The organism is Nocardioides koreensis (assembly GCF_039531775.1).
GTDB classification, from domain to species: Bacteria; Actinomycetota; Actinomycetes; order Propionibacteriales; family Nocardioidaceae; genus Nocardioides; species Nocardioides koreensis.
In genome coordinates, this window is the sequence record NZ_BAAAQR010000008.1 from 34,324 (window position 1) to 54,420 (window position 20,097).

Annotated in this window: 21 protein-coding genes; 17 read left to right on the forward strand and 4 right to left on the reverse strand. The window is 72.2% G+C overall.

Annotation, left to right across the window (positions count from 1 at the left end; translation table 11 throughout):
• Positions 1 to 7 precede the first annotated feature (7 nt).
• From ftsH to ABD268_RS13670, 8 genes are all read left to right on the forward strand, one after another.
• Positions 8 to 2,062 (forward strand): ATP-dependent zinc metalloprotease FtsH, encoded by a 2,055-nt coding sequence (gene ftsH, locus ABD268_RS13635; RefSeq protein ID WP_344152987.1) that lies wholly within the window; start codon positions 8 to 10, stop codon positions 2,060 to 2,062.
• Entirely contained in the window at positions 2,059 to 2,673 is a 615-nt protein-coding gene (gene folE, locus ABD268_RS13640; protein WP_344152990.1) for a GTP cyclohydrolase I FolE, read from the forward strand. The genes ftsH and folE overlap by 4 nt, the downstream gene beginning before the upstream one ends.
• The gene (gene folP / locus ABD268_RS13645; RefSeq protein WP_344152993.1) at positions 2,673 to 3,554 is read left to right on the forward strand and encodes a dihydropteroate synthase; all 882 of its coding nucleotides are present in this window, start codon (positions 2,673 to 2,675) and stop codon (positions 3,552 to 3,554) included. Before folE ends, folP begins: the two co-directional genes overlap by 1 nt.
• A complete protein-coding gene (gene folB, locus ABD268_RS13650) occupies positions 3,551 to 3,922 on the forward strand; it encodes a dihydroneopterin aldolase (RefSeq protein WP_344152996.1) in 372 nt (123 codons plus the stop codon). The genes folP and folB overlap by 4 nt, the downstream gene beginning before the upstream one ends.
• Complete coding sequence (gene folK / locus ABD268_RS13655) at positions 3,919 to 4,488, forward strand: 2-amino-4-hydroxy-6-hydroxymethyldihydropteridine diphosphokinase (protein ID WP_344152999.1); 570 nt, start codon at positions 3,919 to 3,921, stop codon at positions 4,486 to 4,488. The genes folB and folK overlap by 4 nt, the downstream gene beginning before the upstream one ends.
• On the forward strand, positions 4,485 to 4,973 hold the full coding sequence (locus ABD268_RS13660; RefSeq protein WP_344153002.1) for a DUF3180 domain-containing protein: 489 nt from the start codon (positions 4,485 to 4,487) through the stop codon (positions 4,971 to 4,973). The genes folK and ABD268_RS13660 overlap by 4 nt, the downstream gene beginning before the upstream one ends.
• Before the next feature lie 10 nt (positions 4,974 to 4,983).
• Positions 4,984 to 5,592 (forward strand): hypothetical protein, encoded by a 609-nt coding sequence (locus ABD268_RS13665; protein WP_344153005.1) that lies wholly within the window; start codon positions 4,984 to 4,986, stop codon positions 5,590 to 5,592.
• A gap of 132 nt (positions 5,593 to 5,724) precedes the next feature.
• Positions 5,725 to 6,831 (forward strand): GNAT family N-acetyltransferase, encoded by a 1,107-nt coding sequence (locus ABD268_RS13670; protein WP_344153008.1) that lies wholly within the window; start codon positions 5,725 to 5,727, stop codon positions 6,829 to 6,831.
• Positions 6,832 to 6,957: 126 nt separating this feature from the next.
• On the opposite strand, the gene ABD268_RS13675 is transcribed toward ABD268_RS13670, so the two are convergent.
• Positions 6,958 to 7,977: an ABC transporter ATP-binding protein gene (locus tag ABD268_RS13675; RefSeq protein ID WP_425573725.1), complete on the reverse strand. Its 1,020-nt coding sequence runs from the start codon at positions 7,975 to 7,977 to the stop codon at positions 6,958 to 6,960.
• Between the two features lie 3 nt (positions 7,978 to 7,980).
• Between ABD268_RS13675 and ABD268_RS13680 the strand changes: the two genes are divergently transcribed.
• From ABD268_RS13680 to ABD268_RS13690, 3 genes are all read left to right on the forward strand, one after another.
• The gene (locus tag ABD268_RS13680) at positions 7,981 to 8,688 is read left to right on the forward strand and encodes an ABC transporter permease (RefSeq protein WP_344153011.1); all 708 of its coding nucleotides are present in this window, start codon (positions 7,981 to 7,983) and stop codon (positions 8,686 to 8,688) included.
• Positions 8,685 to 9,446, forward strand: coding sequence for an ABC transporter permease (locus ABD268_RS13685; RefSeq protein WP_344153014.1), 762 nt, complete (start codon positions 8,685 to 8,687; stop codon positions 9,444 to 9,446). The genes ABD268_RS13680 and ABD268_RS13685 overlap by 4 nt, the downstream gene beginning before the upstream one ends.
• Before the next feature lie 69 nt (positions 9,447 to 9,515).
• Positions 9,516 to 10,466, forward strand: a complete 951-nt coding sequence (locus ABD268_RS13690; protein WP_344153017.1) for an ABC transporter substrate-binding protein — start codon at positions 9,516 to 9,518, stop codon at positions 10,464 to 10,466.
• A 13-nt stretch (positions 10,467 to 10,479) separates the two neighbouring features.
• Here ABD268_RS13690 and ABD268_RS13695 read toward each other — a convergent pair whose 3' ends face one another.
• Entirely contained in the window at positions 10,480 to 11,616 is a 1,137-nt protein-coding gene (locus tag ABD268_RS13695) for a glycosyltransferase family 2 protein (protein ID WP_344153020.1), read from the reverse strand.
• An 8-nt stretch (positions 11,617 to 11,624) separates the two neighbouring features.
• The gene (locus ABD268_RS13700) at positions 11,625 to 12,758 is read right to left on the reverse strand and encodes a sulfotransferase family protein (RefSeq protein WP_344153023.1); all 1,134 of its coding nucleotides are present in this window, start codon (positions 12,756 to 12,758) and stop codon (positions 11,625 to 11,627) included.
• A gap of 164 nt (positions 12,759 to 12,922) precedes the next feature.
• Between ABD268_RS13700 and ABD268_RS13705 the strand changes: the two genes are divergently transcribed.
• Positions 12,923 to 14,053, forward strand: coding sequence for a sulfotransferase family protein (locus tag ABD268_RS13705; RefSeq protein WP_344153026.1), 1,131 nt, complete (start codon positions 12,923 to 12,925; stop codon positions 14,051 to 14,053).
• Positions 14,054 to 14,056: 3 nt separating this feature from the next.
• Entirely contained in the window at positions 14,057 to 15,049 is a 993-nt protein-coding gene (locus ABD268_RS13710) for a glycosyltransferase family 2 protein (RefSeq protein WP_344153029.1), read from the forward strand.
• A gap of 14 nt (positions 15,050 to 15,063) precedes the next feature.
• On the opposite strand, the gene ABD268_RS13715 is transcribed toward ABD268_RS13710, so the two are convergent.
• Entirely contained in the window at positions 15,064 to 15,948 is an 885-nt protein-coding gene (locus ABD268_RS13715) for a sulfotransferase family protein (RefSeq protein WP_344153031.1), read from the reverse strand.
• Between the two features lie 235 nt (positions 15,949 to 16,183).
• Here ABD268_RS13715 and ABD268_RS13720 point away from each other — a divergent pair, with 235 nt between their 5' ends.
• Genes ABD268_RS13720 through ABD268_RS13735 form a run of 4 tightly spaced genes read left to right on the forward strand, consistent with a single transcriptional unit; the run spans position 16,184 to position 20,093 of the window.
• Entirely contained in the window at positions 16,184 to 17,110 is a 927-nt protein-coding gene (locus ABD268_RS13720; RefSeq protein WP_344153033.1) for a Rossmann-like and DUF2520 domain-containing protein, read from the forward strand.
• Positions 17,107 to 18,003 (forward strand): pantoate--beta-alanine ligase, encoded by an 897-nt coding sequence (gene panC / locus ABD268_RS13725; protein ID WP_344153035.1) that lies wholly within the window; start codon positions 17,107 to 17,109, stop codon positions 18,001 to 18,003. The genes ABD268_RS13720 and panC overlap by 4 nt, the downstream gene beginning before the upstream one ends.
• Positions 18,003 to 18,422, forward strand: coding sequence for an aspartate 1-decarboxylase (panD, locus tag ABD268_RS13730; RefSeq protein WP_344153037.1), 420 nt, complete (start codon positions 18,003 to 18,005; stop codon positions 18,420 to 18,422). Before panC ends, panD begins: the two co-directional genes overlap by 1 nt.
• Positions 18,423 to 18,431: 9 nt before the next feature.
• Entirely contained in the window at positions 18,432 to 20,093 is a 1,662-nt protein-coding gene (locus ABD268_RS13735) for an L-aspartate oxidase (protein WP_344153039.1), read from the forward strand.
• Positions 20,094 to 20,097 lie beyond the last annotated feature (4 nt).

A 20,097-nucleotide genomic window follows, 5' to 3' on the forward strand; every position in this document is an offset into this window, starting at 1 on the left:
GAAGCCTGTGAAGCGTCTAGTCAAGGGTCCCTGGCTGTGGATCGTCGTCGCCGTGGTCGGCGTCCTCCTCGCCCTGCAGTACCTCGCCCCCAACGGGGGGTACGACGAGGTCAGCACCTCCCAGCTCGAGTCCTACATCAACAAGGGCCAGGTCAAGGAGATCACCTTCGTCGGAGGTGACCAGCAGATCCAGGCGACCCTGGACGACGGCGTGCGCGACGGCAGCGACAAGGTCTCGGCCTACTGGGTCGCCGGCCAGCAGCAGGGCATCATCAACGAGGTCGACCAGCAGGTCGCCAAGGGCACCATCGAGAAGTCGAACTCCAAGATCGCCAAGCCGAGCGTGATCGGGTCGTTCCTGTTCTCGGTGCTGCCGTTCGTGGTGATCTTCCTGGTGTTCCTGTGGCTGCTGAACAACATGCAGGGCGGCGGCGGTCGCGGTGTCATGCAGTTCGGCAAGTCCAAGGCCAAGCTGATCTCCAAGGACATGCCCAAGACGACGTTCACCGACGTCGCCGGTTGCGACGAGGCCATCGAGGAGCTCGGGGAGATCAAGGAGTTCCTCCAGGAGCCCGCGAAGTTCCAGGCCGTCGGCGCCAAGATCCCCAAGGGCGTGCTGCTCTACGGCCCGCCCGGCACCGGCAAGACCCTGCTCGCCCGCGCCGTCGCGGGTGAGGCCGGCGTGCCGTTCTACTCGATCTCCGGCTCCGACTTCGTCGAGATGTTCGTCGGTGTGGGTGCCTCCCGCGTGCGTGACCTGTTCGAGCAGGCCAAGGAGAACGCCCCCGCGATCGTCTTCATCGACGAGATCGACGCCGTCGGTCGCCACCGCGGCGCCGGCATGGGCGGCGGCCACGACGAGCGCGAGCAGACGCTGAACCAGCTGCTGGTGGAGATGGACGGCTTCGACGTGCGCGGCGGCGTCATCCTGATCGCAGCCACCAACCGTCCCGACGTCCTCGACCCCGCGCTGCTGCGCCCGGGCCGCTTCGACCGCCAGATCGGCGTCGACGCCCCCGACCTGGCGGGTCGACACATGATCCTGCAGGTCCACTCCCGCGGGAAGCCGATGGCACCGGACATCGACCTGCTGTCGATCGCCCGGCGTACCCCGGGCTTCACCGGCGCCGACCTGGCCAACGTCCTGAACGAGGCGGCCCTGCTGACCGCCCGGCAGAACCAGAAGCTGATCGGCAACCAGGCCCTCGACGAGGCGATCGACCGCGTCATCGCCGGCCCGCAGCGCAGCTCGCGGCTGATGAGCGAGAAGGAGAAGCTGATCACGGCGTACCACGAGGGCGGCCACGCCCTGGTCGCCGCGGCGCTGCCCGGGACCGACCCGGTCCACAAGATCACGATCCTGCCGCGCGGCCGGGCGCTGGGCTACACGATGGTGCTGCCCGACGAGGACAAGTACTCCCAGACCCGCTCGGAGATGCTCGACAAGCTGGCCTACATGCTCGGCGGCCGCGCCGCCGAGGAGATGGTCTTCCACGACCCGACGACCGGCGCCGGCAACGACATCGAGAAGGCCACCAACCTGGCCCGGGCCATGGTCACCCAGTTCGGCATGACCGAGCGGCTCGGCGCCATCAAGCTCGGCGAGTCCAACTCCGAGCCGTTCCTGGGCCGCGACCTGGGCCACCAGCGCAACTACTCCGAGGACGTCGCCGCCAAGGTCGACGAGGAGACCAAGAAGCTCCTCGCCACCGCCCACCAGGAGGCGTTCGACATCCTCGAGGAGAACCGCGACGTGCTCGACCACCTCGTCCTGGAGCTCCTCGACAAGGAGACGCTGGACAAGGAGCAGGTCGCCGGCATCTTCGAGCCGCTGCTACGCCGCCCGGCCCGCCCCGCCTGGACCGGCTCGCCGACCCGCAACCCCTCGGAGCTGCCGCCGGTCGAGATCCCGCAGGCGATCCGCGACCGGGCCGCGGCGAACGGCTCCGCACCGGCCGAGGCCGGGACGATCCTGACGCCTCCCGGCTCGGGCGGCGACGTGCACGGCGACCCGGGCGCCTCGGGGCCCGGGCACCCGGGTCCGGGACTGCCGCCGCGATGACCGACCCGATCCGGATGGCCCCCCGGGCACCGGAAGCGGTCCCGGGCTACGACGCCGCCCGCGCGGAGGCGGCGGTCCGTGAGCTGCTGATCGCGATCGGGGAGGACCCCGAGCGCGAGGGGCTGCAGGAGACGCCGGCCCGGGTGGCCCGAGCGTACGCCGAGCTCACCGCCGGGCTGCGGCAGCGGCCCGAGGAGGTGCTCACCACCACCTTCGACATCGGCCACGACGAGATGGTGCTGGTGCGCGACATCGAGCTGTGGTCGATGTGCGAGCACCACCTGGTGCCCTTCACCGGGGTCGCGCACGTCGGCTACATCCCCTCGGAGACCGGCAAGATCACCGGGCTGTCCAAGCTGGCCCGGCTCGTCGACGTGTACGCCAAGCGACCCCAGGTCCAGGAGCGGCTGACGACCCAGGTAGCCGACGCCCTGATGGAGATCCTCGAGCCCCGCGGCGTCATCGTCGTGATCGAGGCCGAGCACCTCTGCATGACGATGCGGGGTGTCCGCAAGGCCGGGGCCCGGACCATCACCTCCGCGGTGCGCGGCATGATGCACAACGCCGCCACCCGCTCCGAGGCGATGTCGCTGATCAACCGCGGGCACTGATGCCCGCGCCGGCCTCGCTGTTCGCCCCGTGGGGGCGACCCCGGCTGATGGGGATCGTGAACGTCACCCCGGACTCCTTCTCGGACGGTGGCCGCTGGGCGGAGCCGGAAGCCGCGATCGCGCGCGGGCACGACCTGCTCGCCGACGGGGCCGACATCCTGGACATCGGTGGCGAGTCCACCCGCCCCGGCGCCACCCGACCGCTGGTCGAGGAGGAGCTGGACCGGGTGGTGCCCGTCATCGGTGCCCTGGCCGAGGCCGGCGCGCTCGTCTCGGTCGACACGATGCGCTCCGAGGTCGCCGCGGCGGCCCTGGCCGCCGGCGCCGGCCTCGTCAACGACGTGTCCGGCGGGCTGGCCGACCCGCGGATGCTCGAGGTGGTGGCCGACACCGGGGCGGCGTACGTCGCCATGCACTGGCGGGCGCACAGCGACCACATGGGTGACTTCGCGAGCTACGACGCCCCCGGCGGCGTGGTCGCCGCGGTCTGCGAGGAGCTCGCGCACCGGGTCGACGCGATGCTGGCCGCCGGGATCGAGCCGGACCGGATCATCCTCGACCCCGGCCTGGGCTTCGCCAAGCGCGCCGAGCACAACTGGGAGCTCCTGGCCGGGCTGGACCGGGTCGGTGCGCTCGGCCACCCGGTGCTGGTGGGGGCGAGCCGCAAGTCCTTCCTGGGCTCGCTGCTGGCCGACACCGAGGGCAGGGCGCGCCCGGTCGACCGGCGGGAGGATGCCAACACCGCCGTCTCGGTCCACCTCGCCCAGCAGGGCGTCTGGGGCATCCGGGTGCACGACGTACGGGCCAGCAGGGACGCGATCTCGGTCGTGGAGCGGCTCGCCGCCGAGAAGAAGAACCACGCGCACCAGGAGGCACCATGACCGACGAGCTGGCCGTGCTGGGCATCGAGTGCTTCGGGCACCACGGTGTCTTCGACTTCGAGCGCCGGGAGGGGCAGACCTTCGTCGTCGACCTCGTCCTGGGCCTCGACATCAGTGCTGCGGCGGCCTCCGACGACTTGCGCGACACCGTCGACTACGGAAGTCTCGTGGCCGCGGTGAAGGCCGCCGTTGAGAAAGATCCGGTCGACCTGATCGAGACCCTCGTCGTGCGCATCGCGGACGTCTGCCTCTTGGACGCCCGTGTTGAATGGGCGCGGGTCACGGTTCACAAGCCGGATGCACCCATCGAGGCGACGTTCGCGGACGTCGCCCTGACGATCACCCGGACACGTGAGGGCGAGAAGTGACTGAGACCCCCAACCCGAACATCATCGACGCCGACACGCTGACCGGCGAGATGCGGCCGATCCGTCGGGCGGTGCTGGCGCTGGGGTCCAACCTGGGGGAGCGGATGGCCAGCCTGCAGGGCGCCGTGAACGCGATCGCTGACACGCCCGACGTCTGGGTCACCGGCGTCTCGCCGGTCTACGAGACCGAGCCGGTCGACAGCCCCGAGGACGCCAAGAACTACCTGAACGCGGTCGTCCTCATCGACACCACGCTGGCCGCCACCCGGCTGATGGACCGGGCGCTGGCCATCGAGGACGCCTTCGACCGGGAGCGCAGCGACGTCGAGAACGCTCCCCGCACCCTGGACGTCGACCTGATCGTGGTGGGCGACCGTCGCAACGACGACGAGTTCCTCCGGCTGCCGCACCCGCGGGCCGCCGGGCGCGCCTTCGTGCTGCAGCCCTGGCACGACCTCGAGCCGGAGGCCGAGTTCCCGGAGCTGGGCCCGATCGCGGTGCTGCTGGAGAAGGTCGACCGGAGCGGACTGTCGCGGCGGGACGACCTCCTCCTCGAGATCCAGTGACGTCCGGCCCGTCCGGCGAGGAGCCGTCGGGCGGGCGCCTGCGTCCGACCTCCCCGGCCGTCCTCACCACCTGGGCGGTCATCGGCCTCGTCGGCGGCTGGTTGTTCCACCCGCTGATGGAGCGGACCCGTGGCAGCGCCCCGGTGGTGACCTGGACCCAGCCGCTGGCCCTCTTCCTCGGGGCCGCGATCGTCGGGGCCACCGCGTGGGGCACCTGGCGCACCGTGCAGGTCCGCCGCGAGCCGCTCGAGCCGCACCGGGCGGTGAACCGGCTGGTCCTCGCCCGTTCCTGCGCCTACGTGGGTGCCCTGGTGGCCGGTGGCTATGCCGGGTACGCCGTGTCCTGGCTGGGCGTGGGGGCCGAGCTGGCCTCCCAGCGGGCATGGCGCTCGCTGGCCGCCGCGGTCGCCGGTGTGGCAATCACCATCACAGCAGTCCTTCTCGAGCGTGCGTGTCGCGTCCGTTCCGACGACGACACGACATAACCTGCTATTCATGCCTTCCCCGTCGTCTCCTGCCCCCTCCGGCCGGGCTCCCAAGGCCCGTCGCCGGCAGCGGAGCGTCCGGCTCACCGTCGCTGTCGCACTCCTCGTGGTCGCGGCTCTGCTCGTCACCGGCGCCGTCGTCAGCAGCTCGTGGCTGGTCCTCGTGCTCGCCGCCGGGCTCGGTGTCGCCCTGGGCGCCGCCGCCACCCGCATCACGCACTCCGAGCTGATGGAGACGCGCCGCGAGGCGGCACGTGACCGTGCGGAGCAGGCGCAGGCCTACCGTGACCTCACCGTGGCCCGCACCGCCGAGCACGCCGCCTTCGCCGAGACGATGGAGTCGCGGATCGCGTCCCACGAGTCGGCGATCGGGGAGCTCGAGGTCGCGCTGACCTCGGCCCAGAAGCGCGCCGCCGAGGCCACCCGCAAGATGAACGCGGAGGCCCGACGGGCCGACGTCGCCGAGCGTGAGGGTCTCGAGAAGTCCGAGCGCCTCGACGAGGCCGAGCAGCGTGCCGCGGAGGCGATCGTCCGGGTCGCCGAGCTCGAGGGAGAGCTCGACGTCCTCAAGGCCGAGCTCCTCGCCTGGCAGACCGCCCCGGCACGCCGCCACGCCTGATCGACCCGTCGCGTGTCGGCGTCGTACGCACGCCGACCCGTCGCTTGTCGACGTCGTAGCGACCTCGACCCGCCCGCAGTTTCCTGTGGGCGGGTCGCCGCCTTTCCGGGCACTACGGCAGAATCGACGATCGTGATCCCCGAGGACTCCCGTTTCGAGAGCGACCCTGACTTCGTCATCCGATCGGAGCTCGGCACCGACCCCGGCCTGCCCGAGGGCTGGGAGGTCGGCACTCCGGACCCCGCCGACCGCTTCGACGTCGCCCGCCTGACCCACCTGCTGCGTGCACACGAGCGGCACGGCCGCGGCTGGGCCGGCGCCGGCGTGGACGACGTCCTCGTCGAGGTCTCCGAGCACGGCCTGCGGATGCGCGAGAACGTCGTCGTCCGCGATGCCTCCGGCGAGATCCGCGCCTGGGGCAGCGTCCACGACCGCTCGGTGGGGCGGATGCTGTTCGTCCACATCGTCGAGCGCGGCCTGCCGGACGACCTCGAGGAGAAGTGCTCGGACGTCCTCGTCGAGTGGGCGGTCGGCCAGGCTCGGGCGGTCGGCGCCGCCAGGGGCCTGGAGACCCAGCAGATCGACACCGGGGCCTTCGCAGACGACGAGCGCCAGCACGCCTGGCTCGCGGGCGCGGGCTTCAAGCGGGTGCGCACCTGGTGGCAGATGAGCCGCCCGGTGACCCCGGACGAGGCGTCCCTCACCGGCTCGCCGGACCACTGGGAGCAGGACGGCGTGGTCTTCCGCCTGGTCCGTCGTGCCGGCGGCGGCATGCCGGACGAGGGTGACCTGCGCGAGGTCCACGAGGTCCTCGAGGGCGCGTTCGTCGACCACTTCAACTCCAGCGAGGAGACCTTCGAGGAGTTCCTGTTCCGGCTTCGTGAGGACCCCGGCCACCGCTGGGACCACTGGTGGCTCGCGGAGCTGACCGAGGGCGAGACCCCGCAACCGGTGGGGGCCCTGGTGGGCACCGTCAGCGAGAGCTCCTCGGGCCCGGACGGCTCCTACGTCTCCTACCTCGGCGTGCTCGAGGCGGCGCGCGGACGCGGGGTCGCCAAGGGGCTGCTGCGCACGATCATCGCCGACGCCGCGGCCCGCGGCCGGGACCGGGTCGGGCTCGAGGTCGACGCCGACTCACCCACCGGCGCGGCCGGGCTCTACACCTCGATGGGCTGGAAGACGAAGTACGTCACCGAGTCCTGGCACCGCGACGTACCGGTGATCCCGCCGCGCGCGTAGCGACCACCCGACTCGGCACCTGCCGCAGGACCCGCCGCGTCCCACTGGTCAGGGGAAAGGGGAACTGGTCAGGTGGTCCTCCCCCTGACGAGTGCCACTTTCCCCGCCCGGTGAAAGTGCCCGCCCTCACTCCGCCAGCGAGGCCCGCAGCGCCCGGTGGATGCCGTTGGGGGTGAGCACGCCGACGAACTGCGCGCCCTGCTTCACGGCCACCATCGGCTTGTCATCGCGCAGCAGCACGGCGAGCGCCTCCTCCAGCGTGGAGGCGACGTCGATGGCGGCGCCGAGGTCGCCGGTGCGTACGCCGTCGAGCGGTTCGAGGTGGGCGGGGTCGATCGGCGTCACCGCGAGCCGGCGCAGCCCGCGGGTCGAGCCGACGAAGTCGGACACGAAGTCGTCGGCCGGCCGGCCGAGCAGGTCGGCGGGGGAGGCGTACTGCGCCAGGCGCCCGCCGCCGGCGAAGATCGCGACCCGGTCGCCCATGCGGACCGCCTCGTCGATGTCGTGGGTGACCAGCACCACGGTCTTCCCGAGCTCGTGCTGCAGGCGCAGGAACTCGTCCTGCAGCCGCACCCGCACCACGGGGTCCACGGCCCCGAACGGCTCGTCCATGAGCAGCACCGGCGGGTCCGCGGCCAGGGCCCGCGCCACGCCGACCCGCTGCTGCTCGCCGCCCGAGAGCTGGTGCGGGTAGCGGTCGGCGTACGTCGCGGGGTCGAGGCCGACCAGGTCCATCAGCTCGTGGGCCCGCGCCCGCGCCTTCGCCCGCGACTCGCCGTACAGCAGCGGCACCGTCATCACGTTCGTGACGATCTTCTGGTGCGGGAACAGGCCCACCTGCTGGATGACGTAGCCGATCCCGCGGCGCAGCTCGACCGGGTCCTGGGCCGTGACGTCGCGGCCGTCGATCTCGATCGTGCCCGTGGTCGGCTCGATCAGGCGGTTGATCATCTTCAGCGTGGTCGACTTGCCGCAGCCCGAGGGGCCCACCAGGCACACCAGCTCGCCCCGGCCGACCTCGAGGTCGAGCTCGTGGACCGCGACGGTCCCGTCGGCGTACGTCTTGCCGACTCCCCGGAGCCGGATCATCGGCTCGGGCGCGGACCGGTCGGAGGCCCTGGCGTCGGGGGAGCCGGTAACGTCCATGCGGTGACCCTACTCGCGCACGCGGCCACCTCCGGTGAGCCGAGCTGCTACAGCAGGCTCACCAACGAGTGGTTCTGCATGCAGTACGTCCGGGACCGGCAGAGCGAGATCGTCGACGCCACCACCCAGCACCTCCAGATCACCATCGCCGCCGTCGTCCTCGGCGTCCTCATCGCCTTCCCGATGGCACTCGTCGCCCGGCGCTTCCCGCGGCTGGAGTCCTCGATCCTCGCGGTGAGCACGGGCATCTACACGATCCCGTCGCTCGCGCTCTTCCCGCTGCTGGTGCCGTTCACCGGTCTCACCGCCACCACGGTCATCATCGGCCTCGCGCTCTACGCCCTGACGGTGCTGGTGCGCAGCATGCTCGAGGGGCTCCGCTCGGTGCCCGCCGACGTGCGCGAGTCCGCCACCGGCCTGGGGTACGGCGCCGGCAGGCTGCTGGTCAGGGTCGAGCTGCCGCTCGCGCTGCCGGTGATCATGGCGGGGCTGCGGGTCGCCACGGTGTCGACGGTGGCGCTGACGACGGTCGGCTCGCTGGTCGCGTACGGCGGTCTCGGGAACCTGATCAAGGATGGTGTGCTCACGAACTTCCGCGCCGAGCTGCTCACCGCCGCCGTCCTGTGCGTCGTCCTCGCCGTCCTCCTGGACGTGCTCATCGTGGTGCTGCAGTGGCTGATGACCCCGTGGACGCGAGGTGCACGCGCATGATCTTCCTCGACACCTGGGCCTACCTCACCGACTGGTCGCACTGGCAGGGCGATGACGGCCTGCTCCAGCTGCTCGTCCAGCAGCTGCTGCTCAGCGTCACCGCGCTCGCCATCGCGGTGGCCGCGGGGCTGCCCGTGGCGTTGTGGCTGGGCCACCTCGGCCGCGGCGGCTTCCTGGCCATCAACATCTCCAACGTCGGCCGGGCGGTGCCGACGTTCGCGTTGCTGGCGCTGCTGGTCACCGCGGACTTCCCCGGTGTGACGACCTTCGGCCCGTACGGTCGCGCCGGCCTGGCGACGCTGATCGCGCTGGCGCTGTTCGCGCTGCCGCCGATCATCACCAACGCCTACGTGGCGGTGCGCGAGGTGCCCGCCGACGTGCGCCAGGCCGCCGACGGGATGGGCATGACCGGGCTGCAGAAGTTCACGCGGGTCGAGCTGCCGCTCGCCCTCCCCCTCGTCATGTCGGGCGTCCGGCTCGCGCTGGTCCAGGTCTGGGCGACGGCAACGATCGCGGCGCTGGTCGCGGGCCCTGGTCTAGGCCGGGTGATCACCGACGGCTTCTTCCGCTCCAACTACGCCAAGGGCATCGCGGGCGCCGTCGTCGTGGCCGTCGTCGCGCTCCTGCTCGAGCTCCTGGCGGGCACCGTGCAGCGCGCCGTGGACCCCACGCCCGCCGGACCGTCACGCAGTCGCGGGCGCGGCCCGTCGACCCCGGCCCGTACTGTGGACCAAGCGGCCGAGCCTGTCGGCAGCTGAGGGTGGCTCGGGGCCGCCCACATCCGGACACGCGCGGCGAGGGCCGCGGGACACAGAAGGTTGGACGCCATGCAGGTACGACGCTCTCTCGCCGCGGTGCTCGCCGTCGGCTCGCTCCTCCTCGCCGGCGCCTGCGCCAGTGACGACGTGTCGGGCTCCGCGTCCGACGACAACGCCTCGACGGGCTCGGCTGACAAGGGCACCGTGCACATCGCGGGGCAGAACTTCGGCGAGGCCACCCTGGTCGCCGCGATGTACGACGAGCTGCTCACCAACGCCGGCTACGACACCGACGTCAAGCTGGTCGACTCCCGCGCGGCCTACATCGGCACCTTCCCGAAGACCATCGACGTGGTCCCCGAGTACGTCGGCGGCATCGTCAACCAGCTCAACGCCGATGCGAACGGCGCCGACGCCAAGCCGTTCGAGGCCGGCGACGGCCAGGAGCTCGCCCAGCAGGGCAAGTCCCTGCTCGACGACAAGGGCATCACGCTGCTCGACCTCTCCACGGCCACCGACACCAACGCCTTCTTCGTGACCAAGGACTACTCCGAGTCCGAGGGCGTCACCAAGCTGTCCGACCTCAAGGGCAAGTCGGTCGTGCTGGCCGCCAACCCCGACTGCGAGGGCCGGCTCGACTGCGAGGGCGGCCTGTCCGACGACTACGGCATCGACATCACCAAGGTGCTGCCGCTCGGCTATGCCTCTGACCAGACCTACCAGTCGGTGCTCGACGGGGAGTCCGAGCTGGGCGAGACCAGCACCACCGACGGCACGCTGTCCTCCCAGGGCCTCGTCGTGCTCGACGACGACAAGAAGATCCAGCCGGCCCAGAACCTGGTGCCGGCGGTGGGCACGGACTTCCTCGACGCGCACCCGGACGTCGCCGATGTGCTCAACCCGCTGATGGCCGCGCTCACGACCGAGAAGCTGACCGAGCTCAACGGCCGGGTGGCCGTGGACCGGGAGAAGCCCGAGGACGTCGCCCACGACTTCCTCACCCAGGAGGGCCTGGTCTGAGTCACCGACCGGCTCAGGGCCTGCGCAGCTCCTCGGGCAGGTCCGGCCGGTCGCTGACCGGGTGGTCCACCACTTCGTGGCCGCCGACCACCCGGCGGGGCAGCCCGTCGGGGTGCCGGTCGAGGAATGCGAGGAAGTCCTCCAGCTCCGCGCGCAGGCCGCGGGCCACCAGCCACCCCATCATGCGCTGCCGCCACGGCAGCACCGTGCGCTCGAAAGGGACGGTCTCGGGGCCCCAGAACTCCTCGACACCCTCCCGCAGCAGCGACCAGTACTCCTCGGAGCAGCCGGGAACCGCCCGGAAGTACTCCCACATGTCGATCGGCAGCACCCGGGCGAACCACACGGTGCGGGTCGGCTCCGAGGCCCGCTCCAGCACGGTCGCGGTGCTCCACCGCTTCGTCAGGATCCGGTCCGACAGGTCCCGGAGGTCGCCGCGCTGCTGGCTGATCGACGTCCCGTCCGACCGGATCCGCCACCGGTACACCGGGTCGGCGAGGACGTCGAAGGCCGTCGCCCCGACCAGCGCCCGGGTCAGCGCCGGCTGGTCCTCGTAGCGCACGTCGACGGGGAAGGACAGCCCCGCCGCGTCCCAGAACGAGCGCCGGAAGACCTTGTTCCACGCGAAGACGTCGGCCAGCATCAGCGGTTGGTCCTCGACCGTGGCGGCGTACGACGACCGCTCGTGGTTCTCCCGCATCAGCGGGGTCATGAAGCTGCGCTGCCCGTCGAAGCGCTCCACCGCGCCGACCGCGAGGTCCGAACCGGTGCGTTCGAGCGTGCCCACGAGCAGGGCGTAGGCGCCCGGGCACACCAGGTCGTCACTGTCCGCGAACGTGAGGTAGTCGCCGGTGGCCAGCAGCGTGCCGGCGTTCCGGGCCGCGCCGAGGCCGGCGTTCGCCTGGTGCACGACCCGGACCCGGTGGTCGCGTGCGGCGATCCGGTCCGCGATGGCACCGGTGCCGTCGGTCGAGCCGTCGTCGACGACGATGACCTCCAGGGCGCGGTGCGACTGGGCGAGGATGCTCTCGAGGCACTCGGCGAGGTACGCCTCGACCTCGTAGGCCGGCACGACCACGGTCAGGAGCGCCGAGGAGGCGGCGTCCTCCGCGGCCGCGCGCCTCGTCAGCCGCCGGAGCAGGTTGGCCATCCCCGGACCTACGGACGCGGTCCCGGGCCGGTGCCGGAGGGTGCGCCACCCGGGGTCAGCCGGGCCCGCACGCGGGCCCGTGCCGGAGCCGGGACCAGCCTGCGCACCGAGGGCGGGACCCGGCGGGCAGCGCTGACCGCGAACCCCCGGATCCCGGTCGGCGCCGGAACCGGGGCCGGCTCCTGCTTCCGGGCGCGCTCGGCGGCCTGCCGGACGGCGATGACCGAGGAGCGGGAGACCCCCTCGGACTCGAGGTAGTACGCGGCGTACTGCTCGTGGATCTCGTCGAGCCGGGCGGTCACCGCCCCGGCGTCCTCGCCCACGTCGGGGAGCGCGTCGAGGGCCTCCCAGGCGCCGCGCGCCATCGTCGCGAGCCGGTCCGGCAGGTCGAGGTCGTCCCACGTCAGGCTGACCCGACGCAGGGCGGGGTCGACGAAACCGTCGACCACCTCGCGGTCGGCGGGGGTCAGGTGCTCGAGCCGGGGCAGCGTCAGGTCGGCGCCGATCCTGGTGATGGTGGGCTCCCAGTCGCCGAGCAGGTCGTGATAGCGGACGAACGACCGGGCAGAGCCCCGGGTGGCCCGCTCGGTGTTGAGCAGCATGTTCAGCCAGGCCGCGACGCCGTGGGCGTCCTGCAGGAAGCTGTTGTAGTAGGTGCGCTTGCTGCCGACGATCTCGGCGGGCGGTCGCAGCATGGTGATGAACGACGGCTCCGCGCCGACCCGGCGCGCGATCGTGGTCCACAGCGGGAGGAACCAGGAGAGGCGCGGATCCTTGATGAGCACCTGGTCGGCCTGGGAGAACTGCTCCTCCAGCCATCCGGTGAGCAGCCGCGTGGCGCCGGGCCGCTCCGCGAAGGCGCTGGTCCGGGTCCAGGCGTCCGGGCGGGCGTCGGAGACCTGGACGTTCGCGTGCATGAGCAGGTCGTCATGGAAGTCCACGACCCACTGGGACTCGGAGAACCCCTTGGGGTTGGTCTCGTCCGAGACGACCTCGGGGGCCGGCACCACCAGGCCGAGGCGCTGCAGGATGCCGGCCACGGTGCTCGTGCCCGAGCGGCCGGCTCCGGCGACGAGGACCAGACGCCTCGTGGGTGCCGGGTCGTCCGACGCGATCTGGGGTGACGAGGGGTCCGGCAGCATGGAGCGATGCTAGCCACTCCGGGCGGCGGCGCGCGCACGAGGCGGTTCCACCGGAGCCGCCGGTTGGGCCCGGGAGGGGGCTGTCGGGCTATCCTGAGCCACCGGCACCCCCCTTGCCCTGTGCCACCCACGCTCCCCAACAGCGCTTGATGGAGGTCGAGTCGATGCTCGAACAGGTTCCGGCAGAACCAGAGTCGGAGAAGCTGACCGACGAGGACCTGGCGATGTCGTCGACCCCGGGCCCCACGGACACGCAGCGCAAGGTCGTCCTCGTGGCGGGCTCCGGGCGCAGCGGGACCAGCCTGATGGCCGGGATCCTGAAGCAGATGGGCATGACCGTCCCCGAGCCCGAGGTGGTCGCCGACGCGACCAACCCCAAGGGCTTCGGTGAGCCGCGCTGGGTCGTCGACTTCCACGAGACGTTGCTGAAGCGAACCATCGTCCAGACGGCCGACGCCCGGCCGAGCGCCTGGTTCGACACCGGCCGCGCCGGCACCCGTGAGCTCAACCGCTCCGAGCTGACGGCCTGGCTCGAGCAGGAGTTCACGACGGCCGACTCCCTGGTGATCAAGGACCCCAGGATCTCCTGGTTCCTGGGCCTGTGGCGGGTGGCCGCCGTGCGCTCCGGGGCCTCGACGAGCACCATCACCATGCTGCGCCCGCCGGCCGAGGTGGTCGGCAGCAAGAACGCCTACTACGGCGGCCGGCAGGGCGACATCAGCCGCCTCGCGGGCTGGGTCAACGTGATGCTGTGCACCGAGCGGGCCACCCGCGGCTCGTCCCGGGCGTTCGTCCGCTACCACGACCTGCTGGACGACTGGACCAAGACGGTCGTCCGGGTCGGCGAGGAGCTCGACCTGCGCGAGGTGGCCGACGCCGGCACCGGCAAGATGCAGGAGGTCCACGGGTTCGTGGACCCGCAGATGCGCCGCGTGCGCGCCACCTGGGACGACCTCTCCGTGCCCGACAACCTGCGTGACGTCGCCCAGGCGACCTGGGACCAGCTGAACCTGCTGGCCGAGCCGGGCGGCGACACCGCCGACGTCCACGCGGCGCTCGACGAGCTCCGCCACCGCTACGGCGCGCTCTACGCCGACGCCGAGGCGTTCGCCAACTCCAGCGTGACCGCCGCCGGTCCCGCCTTCCTGCGCGCCACGCGCCAGGCCCGCGCCGCCCAGGCCGAGGCCGACGCCGCCGCGGCGTACGAAGCCGCGTCCCCGATGCGCAAGGGCTACCTGCGGACCCGCCGGGTCGGTGGCCGGGTGAAGCGCAGGCTCCAGAACCGAGGTGAGTGAGCGATGACCGACAACCACCTGCTGCTGTCCAACCTCGAGGAGCTCCACGACTTCGACGTGTCGTGGCCCCGCGACTTCCGCGCCCAGAAGCCGGGCGTCACCTCGGTCCTGCGGGTGAAGAACGAGGCCCGCAGCCTGCCGTGGGTGCTGCCGCCGCTCTTCGAGGCGGTCCAGCACGTGGTGGTCGTCGACAACCAGTCGGACGACGGCACCCCCGACGTCGCCCGCCGGGTGGCCGAGGAGTCGGGCGCCGCGGACCGGCTCACCGTCACGGCGTACCCCTTCGACGTGAGCCGCTGCGGGGCGGAGCACCTCGCGACCCCCGAGGCGTCGGTGCACAACCTCGCCTACTTCTACAACTGGTCCTTCGCGCACGTGGACACGGCCTACTCCATGAAGTGGGACGGCGACATGGTCCTGACCCGCGAGGGCATCGAGACGTACGCCGACCTCTCGTGGCAGCTGGAGAGCGTGGAGGCGGTCATCGCCATGCCGCGGCACCCGCTGTTCGTGGAGAGCGACCGGGTCGCCTACCTCGACGTCTACATGATCAACGTGGAGGAGTACGTCTTCCCGATGGGCGAGGCGTACCGGCACGTGAAGGCCTACGAGTGGGAGATGCGGATGGTGCCGCGCCAGGCGCGCCGGGTCCGCCTCCCCGAGGGGCTGTGCGTGGAGCTGAAGTACCTCGACAGCGACGAGTTCGACCACTGGGTCGGCCCGGACGCGTTCGGCGCCACCCCCCGCACGATGCGCAAGCTGCGCGAGTGGGAGGTCTTCCACGCGCTGAAGGAGGGTCGCGCCGACGAGATCGAGGGCGTCGTCCGGATCGAGGCGCCCGCGGACTACGACCACGTGATCACCTACGTCACCCAGTCGTGGCTGCCGCGCCAGCAGCGCCCGATCACCGTGCCCGTCGACCAGCGCCCGGGCTTCGCCGAGGAGCTCACCTCGGTCCCCAAGGCTGCCGACAAGGCGTCCGCAGCCCCCCGCTGACCACGCCTCGGCGTTCAGTCGTGGGTCGGGGTGGCCACGACCTTCTTGGCGTACTGCGCGGCGAGCTCGTCGGGGTCCAGGTCCCCGTCCAGCAGCCGCTGGAGCGGCCAGGCGGACACGTCGAGACCGGAGAGCTTCTTGAACTTCGCGAAGTCCGCACGGTAGACGTCGACGAGGTGGTTGATGTCCGCGCCGGTGGGCGCGGTCCCGATCACCGTCGGCTTGCCCGGGAACGCGTTGGGCAGGTCGGGGTACTTGCGGAAGGCGTGGATGCCCAGGAACTGGGTGATCCGGTCCAGGTGGGTCTGGTAGTCCTTGAGGAACGAGCGGAACTCCATCACGTGGAACTGCTCCTCGCCCAGCACGGAGTAGCCGTGCTCGAGCTGGGCGCCGTAGTAGCCGCGCACGATCCCGGAGTTCATCCGGTAGCCCGCGACGTCCACCCGCTCGGGGATCCGGTCCTCCAGGCCGCTCGGCGCGAACCGGGTGAGGAACTCCGGCCAGTCCGGCGCGACGTTCGGCCAGCGGTTGACGTTCATCACCCACTGGGAGAACAGCCGCTCGACGGGATCCCGGAAGATCGCGATCATCAACATGTCCGGGTTGTAGGCCCGGATCCGCTCGAGGGCCCGGGGCCACCACAGGTAGAGCGGCGTCGCGTCACCGAGGAGCTGCTTGCGGTCCCGCTTGGCCGGCACCGTGAAGTCGGAGAAGTCCCCGCTGGCCCAGTCCCGGGTCTCGTCGTCGAAGTAGTGCATCTCCTTGCGAGGAGCGCGCTGGATCATCCGGTGCTTGTCGAGCATCACCGACAGGGTGCTCGTCCCGGACTTCTGGGTACCGCCGATGCAGAACGTGAAACGCCTGTCGCCGAAGCCGTTCTCGGGCTCGATCTCGGTCAACGCGATTCCTTCCATGACCAGCCCTGCGCATGCGTCGACTGGCTCGAACGGCGGCCACCCCCAGAGGCAGGGAGGCTAACACAGCGGGGAGAGTCGCCCTCGTCACACCTCGGGGCCGTTCCCCGGGAAGATCCGGGGTCCTACTGTGTGTTCACTGCATAGACCGAGACACGTCCGGTACCCGCACCGGCCCTCTCCCGAGGGCGTCGGAGGGACTGGAACGAAAGGTTCGCGCATGAACAGCTCCAGCCCGCACGCCCGCGTCGGCGTCATCGGCGCCGGCCGCGTCGGCGCCGTCCTGGCCGCCGCGCTCCGCGACGCCGGACACGAGGTGGTGGCCGCCGCCGGCGAGTCCGACGCCTCCCTGCGCCGCATCGCCGAGCTGCTCCCGGGCACCCCGAACCAGAAGCCCAGCGTGGTGGCCCGCTCCTGCGACCTGCTGCTGCTGACCGTGCCCGACGACATGCTCGACAACGTGGTGACCATGCTGGCGGCCAGCGGTGCGATCCACGAGGGCCAGTACGTCGTGCACACCTCCGGGCGGCACGGCCTGGCCGTGCTCGACCCGGCCGCCGCGGTGGGCGCGCACGTGATCGCGATGCACCCGGCGATGACCTTCACCGGCACCTCCGTGGACCTGCCGCGCCTGACCGGTTGCGTGTTCGGCCTGACCGCGGCCGCGGGGGAGCGCGGGATGGCCGAGCGCCTGGTCGCCGACCTGGGCGGGCGCCCGATGTGGGTCGCCGAGGAGATGCGCACGCTCTACCACGCCGGGCTCGCCCACGGCGCCAACCACCTCGTCACGCTGGTCAGCGAGGCGATGGAGATCCTCGCCGCCGCCGGGGCCGACGACCCCGCGGGCACCCTGCGCCCGCTGCTGGCCGCGGCGCTGGACAACGCGCTGGAGCAGGGCGACGCGGCGCTGACCGGGCCGATCGTCCGGGGTGACGTCAACACCGTGCGCGGCCACCTCGCCGACATCGCCGCCAACGCGCCGCAGACCATGGCGTCGTACGTCGCCCTGGCCCGCGCCACGGTGGACCGCGCGGTCACCGACGGGCGGCTGCTGCCGATCCGGGCGGCGAAGATCCGGCTGGTCCTCGACGAGGCCGTGGCCCCGGCGCCCGCCCGGGCGCCCCGTGCCCGGACCTCGCTCCAGTGACCGGCACCCCGGTCCTCGCGCGCACCCGCGAGGAGCTCGCCGCGCTGCTGGCGCCCGCCCGCGCCGGCGGGCAGTCGGTCGCCCTGGTGCCGACGATGGGCGCCCTCCACGAGGGGCACGCCAGCCTGGTGCGGGTGGCCCGCGACCGCGTCGCCGACGGGCCGCTGGTCGTCTCCGTGTTCGTCAACCCGCTGCAGTTCGGCGCCGGCGAGGACCTCGACCGCTATCCGCGCACGCTCGACGAGGACCTGAAGGTCTGCGAGCGCGAGGGCGTGGACATCGTGTTCGCGCCGTCCGTCGACGAGGTCTACCCCGGCGGCGAGCCCCAGGTGACCGTCGAGCCCGGACCGCTCGCGACCGTGCTCGAGGGCAGCACCCGCCCCGGCCACTTCCGCGGGGTGCTCACCGTCGTCGCCAAGCTGCTCGGCCTGGTCCGTCCCGACGTGGCCGTCTTCGGCGAGAAGGACTACCAGCAGCTGGTGCTCATCCGGCGCATGGTGCTGGACCTCAACATGCCGGTGGAGGTGGTCGGCGCGCCGACCGTGCGCGAGGTCGACGGGCTCGCCCTGTCCAGCCGCAACCGGTACCTCGAGGGCGAGCAGCGGCAGGAGGCGGTGGCGCTGAACCGCACGCTGCGCGCCGCACGGGAGGTGGCGGAGTACGGCGTGGACGTCGCGCTCGACGCCGCCCGGGCCGAGCTGCGCCGGACCGTGGGTGTCGACCTCGACTACCTCGTCCTCACCGACGCCGACCTCGGCGAGCTCGCCCACGACGCACCCGCCGGCACCGAGGCCCGCATCCTCGTGGCCGCCCGCGTGGGCGGCACCCGCCTGATCGACAACATGGCCATCACCCTCGGGTCCGCGCCCGAGCACCGTCAGAAGGACCGCTGATGCTCCGCACCATGATGAAGAGCAAGATCCACCGCGCCACCGTCACCCAGGCGGACCTGCACTACGTCGGCTCGGTGACCGTCGACGAGGACCTGCTGGAGGCCGCGGACCTGCTGCCCGGGGAGCTCGTCCACATCGTCGACATCACCAACGGTGCACGGCTGGAGACCTACACGATCGCCGGCGAGCGCGGCTCCGGCGTGATCGGCATCAACGGCGCGGCGGCCCGGCTCGTCCACCCCGGCGACCTGGTGATCCTGATCGGCTACGGCCAGATGGAGACCGCGGAGGCCAGGGACTTCCAGCCGCACGTCGTCTTCGTCGACGCCGACAACAAGATCATGGCCACGGGCTTCGACCCCGCCGAGACCTTCGGCGGCACCGGTCTGGTCCGCGGCGACGCGGCTCCCGGGCGATAGCCTGCATGAATGGCTGACGCCCCTGTACGCCGGGTCCCCGGACGCCTCACGGCGCCGCCGCCCGGCTGGACGACGACCGCCGACGTCGTCGTCATCGGCTCCGGCATCGCCGGGCTCACCGCGGCGCTCCGGCTGCGCGGCCAGGTCGAGAAGATCCTGGTGGTCACCAAGGACGTGCTGTCCGCGGGCTCGACCCAGTGGGCGCAGGGCGGCATCGCGGCCGCACTGGGGCCCGAGGACACCCCGGAGCAGCACGAGCGCGACACCCTCGTAGCAGGAGCGGGCGCCTGCGACCTCGACGCCGTCCACGCCCTGGTGACCGAGGGTCCCGACTCGGTCCACGAGCTGATCGCGCTCGGCACCCGCTTCGACCACGACCCCGACGGCGTCCTTTCGCTGACCCGCGAGGGCGGCCACCACCGGGACCGGATCGCGCACGCCGGCGGCGACGCCACCGGCGCCGAGATCCAGCGCGCGCTGACCGCCGCCATCGAGCGGGCCCGCGAGATCGAGGTGATCCAGCACGCGCTCGCGGTCGACCTGCTCCTCGACGCGGACGGTGGAGTCTGCGGCGTCACCCTGCACGTGATGGGGGAGGGACAGCGCGACGGCGTGGGCGCGGTGTACTGCCGGGCCGTCGTCCTGGCCAGCGGCGGCCTGGGCCAGGTGTTCTCCCAGACGACGAACCCGGCGGTGGCCACCGGCGACGGGATGGCCCTCGCCCTGCGGGCCGGTGCCCCGCTCCGCGACCTGGAGTTCGTGCAGTTCCACCCCACGGTGATGTACCTCGGCCCGGACTCCCGTGGCCAGCAGCCGCTCATCTCCGAGGCGGTGCGCGGCGAGGGCGCGTTCCTGGTCGACTTCGACGGGAACCGGTTCATGCAGGGCGTCCACGAGCTCGCCGACCTCGCCCCCCGCGACGTCGTCGCCAAGGCCATCACCCGCCGGATGAACGAGACCGGGCGCCCGCACATGTGGCTGGACGCGCGGCACCTCGGCGCCGAGTTCTGGGAGCGCCGGTTCCCGACCATCCTGGCCACCGCCCGGTCCCACGGTGTCGACCCGGTGACGGAGCTGATCCCGGTCGCGCCGGCCTGCCACTACGCGTCGGGCGGGGTCCGCACCGACCTGTGGGGCCGCACCGGGGTGCCCGGGCTCTACGCCACCGGGGAGGTCGCCTGCTCGGGCGTGCACGGCGCCAACCGGCTCGCCTCGAACTCCCTGCTCGAGGGCCTGGTCTTCTCGCGCCGCATCGCGGCCGTGCTGCCGGCCGAGCTGCGCCCCTGGTCGCAGCCGGTGGCGGACACGCGGACCGCCGGGCTGGTGCCCGGCGCCGTGCGCCGGGAGCTCCAGGAGGTGATGACGTCCCGGGTGGGCGTCCTGCGCACCGCCGACGGGCTCGCCGAGGCCGCGCTGATGCTCGACAAGCTGGCCGGCGCCGTGGCCGAGGAGGTCGGCCAGGAGTCGTGGGAGGCCACCAACCTGCTCACGATCAGCGCGGCGCTCACGGACGCCGCGGCGCTGCGCGAGGAGACGCGCGGCTCGCACTGGCGCGAGGACTTCCCGGACCGCGACGACGACCGCTGGGCCGGGCACCTGGACGCCGTGATGGCCGACGGCGAGACGAGCCTGCGCTTCCAGCCCGCCCCGGCCACCGACCACCTCGTCTGAGGAG

Excerpts from the sequence above, each read along its gene's own strand:
- ABD268_RS13710 (WP_344153029.1), top strand. The coding sequence starts at position 14,057 with ATGACCGACAACCACCTGCTGCTGTCCAACCTCGAGGAGCTCCACGAC.
- ABD268_RS13685 (WP_344153014.1), top strand. The coding sequence starts at position 8,685 with ATGATCTTCCTCGACACCTGGGCCTACCTCACCGACTGGTCGCACTGG.
- ABD268_RS13675 (WP_425573725.1), bottom strand. The coding sequence starts at position 7,977 with ATGGACGTTACCGGCTCCCCCGACGCCAGGGCCTCCGACCGGTCCGCG.
- ABD268_RS13690 (WP_344153017.1), top strand. The coding sequence starts at position 9,516 with ATGCAGGTACGACGCTCTCTCGCCGCGGTGCTCGCCGTCGGCTCGCTC.
- folB (WP_344152996.1), top strand. The coding sequence starts at position 3,551 with ATGACCGACGAGCTGGCCGTGCTGGGCATCGAGTGCTTCGGGCACCAC.
- ABD268_RS13700 (WP_344153023.1), bottom strand. The coding sequence starts at position 12,758 with ATGCTGCCGGACCCCTCGTCACCCCAGATCGCGTCGGACGACCCGGCA.
- ABD268_RS13705 (WP_344153026.1), top strand. The coding sequence starts at position 12,923 with ATGCTCGAACAGGTTCCGGCAGAACCAGAGTCGGAGAAGCTGACCGAC.
- ABD268_RS13665 (WP_344153005.1), top strand. The coding sequence starts at position 4,984 with ATGCCTTCCCCGTCGTCTCCTGCCCCCTCCGGCCGGGCTCCCAAGGCC.
- folP (WP_344152993.1), top strand. The coding sequence starts at position 2,673 with ATGCCCGCGCCGGCCTCGCTGTTCGCCCCGTGGGGGCGACCCCGGCTG.
- panD (WP_344153037.1), top strand. The coding sequence starts at position 18,003 with ATGCTCCGCACCATGATGAAGAGCAAGATCCACCGCGCCACCGTCACC.
- ABD268_RS13695 (WP_344153020.1), bottom strand. The coding sequence starts at position 11,616 with ATGGCCAACCTGCTCCGGCGGCTGACGAGGCGCGCGGCCGCGGAGGAC.
- ABD268_RS13720 (WP_344153033.1), top strand. The coding sequence starts at position 16,184 with ATGAACAGCTCCAGCCCGCACGCCCGCGTCGGCGTCATCGGCGCCGGC.
- folE (WP_344152990.1), top strand. The coding sequence starts at position 2,059 with ATGACCGACCCGATCCGGATGGCCCCCCGGGCACCGGAAGCGGTCCCG.
- ABD268_RS13735 (WP_344153039.1), top strand. The coding sequence starts at position 18,432 with ATGGCTGACGCCCCTGTACGCCGGGTCCCCGGACGCCTCACGGCGCCG.